The sequence below is a fragment of the bacterium genome (assembly GCA_040755795.1).
Classification (GTDB): domain Bacteria; phylum UBA9089; class CG2-30-40-21; order CG2-30-40-21; family SBAY01; genus JBFLXS01.
The window spans coordinates 1-2,080 of the sequence record JBFLXS010000574.1; the positions used below are offsets into that span (position 1 = coordinate 1).

At 35.5% G+C, this 2,080-nt stretch carries 4 protein-coding genes; 1 reads left to right on the top strand and 3 read right to left on the bottom strand.

The features are described 5' to 3' along the window. The first annotated feature begins 502 nt into the window (after positions 1-502). Positions 503-670, top strand: coding sequence for a GxxExxY protein (locus AB1414_19825; GenBank protein ID MEW6609662.1), 168 nt, complete (start codon positions 503-505; stop codon positions 668-670). Positions 671-722: 52 nt separating this feature from the next. Here the strand turns inward: AB1414_19825 and AB1414_19830 are convergent, their stop codons facing one another. The 3 genes from AB1414_19830 to AB1414_19840 all read right to left on the bottom strand — a co-directional run. Next, a complete protein-coding gene (locus tag AB1414_19830) occupies positions 723-902 on the bottom strand; it encodes a hypothetical protein (protein MEW6609663.1) in 180 nt (59 codons plus the stop codon). A gap of 12 nt (positions 903-914) precedes the next feature. Then, positions 915-1,388: a flagellar export protein FliJ gene (gene fliJ / locus AB1414_19835; GenBank protein ID MEW6609664.1), complete on the bottom strand. Its 474-nt coding sequence runs from the start codon at positions 1,386-1,388 to the stop codon at positions 915-917. A gap of 303 nt (positions 1,389-1,691) precedes the next feature. Continuing rightward, positions 1,692-2,080, bottom strand: a 389-nt coding sequence (locus tag AB1414_19840; GenBank protein MEW6609665.1) for a hypothetical protein, incomplete at its 5' end; no start/stop codon positions are given.

A 2,080-nucleotide genomic window follows, 5' to 3' on the forward strand; every position in this document is an offset into this window, starting at 1 on the left:
CACGCACTTCAATGCTTAAATTACTCTAATAACATTTCAGAGAGCAGGAAAGATTTTGTAAGGGTTCAGGGAGGATAAAAATAAGGAGAAAGGGAGAAGATGGAGAAGTGGAGAAAAGAAGAGTTAACTGATAGGATTATTAATGCCTGTATTAATGTCCATAAAAAGTTAGTGTCGTGTTGAACAAATAACGCACGGAATTCGATTCTGGTAACTGGTGATTGGTAACTGGTAATTAAATACTGTTCGGCTGAGGTAATCGGTTAGTTATTGGTGGGAGAAAGGCATAAAGATTAAATTTCTCGCTAAGGCGCAAAGAACACAAAGAAATAAATTATAATCTTTGCGAACTTTGCGTCTTTGCGAGAGAAAATTTCTATTTAGTTTTTACCACTGATAACTGAGGGATCACCGGCTGAGCTCAGGACGAAACTATTTAACCAATTACCAATTACCAGTTACCAATTATCCGTGTGCAGGTTATGAAATCTGATGATACGCCGTGCAAAACTTACTCAACACCACATTAGGACCTGGTTTTCTGGAGAGCATCTATCACAATACCTTGAAGGTCGAGTTTGCAAGACTGAACATCATCTTTGAATCAGAAAAAGAAGTCAAGATATTCTATCAAGGTGTTGAGGTTGGGATTCATAGACTTGAGCTTTAAGTTTGAGCCATTTCTCCAGTTCTCCCTTTTCCCCATTTCTCCTTGTTTACACTTAACCCGAATAAAGACTCCTATACAACTTTTTTTCCCGATCAGCGGATAAGAAGATAACGATACCAAAATGATATAAGATAACAGCACTCCACACATTATTCATCATGTAAAGCCCAATGAGAATAGCAATATAAGGTATCGTTATGGCGATAAATCTAAGTTCAATTTTGGCTTTCATCCCTGCTTTTTTCTATGTCTTAAACGGGGTCATGTCTGACCTCATTCTACTCACATATCTGCTTATCCCTACTTCATCCATAAATTCCTGCTCTTGTTTTTCTACCCCTAATTTAAACTCCTCAAATTTCCTTTCTTTCAGGTTTTCGAGTATTTGTTTTTCTTGTGAGGCACCAATTAATTTTTTAGTTACTTCTTTTATCTGTTCATTTAGTTCATTAAGTCTTTTTTTCTGGTTTTCGATATTCTCACGGAGTTTAACGATATAATTATAGCCCCATATAATTTCTTCGATTGTCCGGGTAAGATTTTTTTGCCTTTCACCAAGCAAGAAAATTTGTGTTTGCAAATCCTCTTGTAATGACCATAATAGATTTTCTTGCTGAAGATATTCTCGTTTTAAATGAGCCAATTGCGTTTTTAATTTGTCTTCGTTATATTTTTTAACTTCTAAAACTCGTTCTAATCTAAAATTAAATCCTGGCATTTTATTATCCCCTGAAAATAGTAGTCAGAATACAAAAAACTGTAAGCGTTCAGGTGGTGTAACAAAAGGAGATGTGGAGATTAAGGAGATAGGGAGATATTATAAAAAAATTGAAAATTAGTAGAAACTAATAGAAATTTGTTGTTTTCCACAATCAATTTCTACCTATTTCTATAAATTTCAATCTATTTCTATTATCTTATCTCCATATCACTCTTATCTCCTTATCCCCTTTCTTACACTTTTGATATATAGCCTGAACGGTTACAAAAAACTTTTGTTTTTCCCTTAATTCTCTACTTCTTATCCTTCAGTGCCTTCTTTGCTGGCGAATAATTCCATTAATTGTTTTACCGCAGTTTCATAATCTACCTTTTCAAATATTCCTTGCTTTAAAAAGGCATTTACCTCATCAATCATAGAGAGGGCATAATCAATTTTGGGATTACTGCCTTTAACATAGGCGCCGATATCGATGATGTCCTGGGCATCGCGGATGGTGGCAATTATTTCCTTAAGTCGTCTTGCGGATTGTTCATGTTCTGGCGGCACAATATCTATCATTACCCGGCTGACACTTTGTAAAACATCAATTGCCGGGTAATGATTTCTTGCGGCTAAATCTCTTGATAAAACCACATGTCCATCTAAAATTGCCCGGACATTATCGGCAATTGGTTCGTTCATATCAT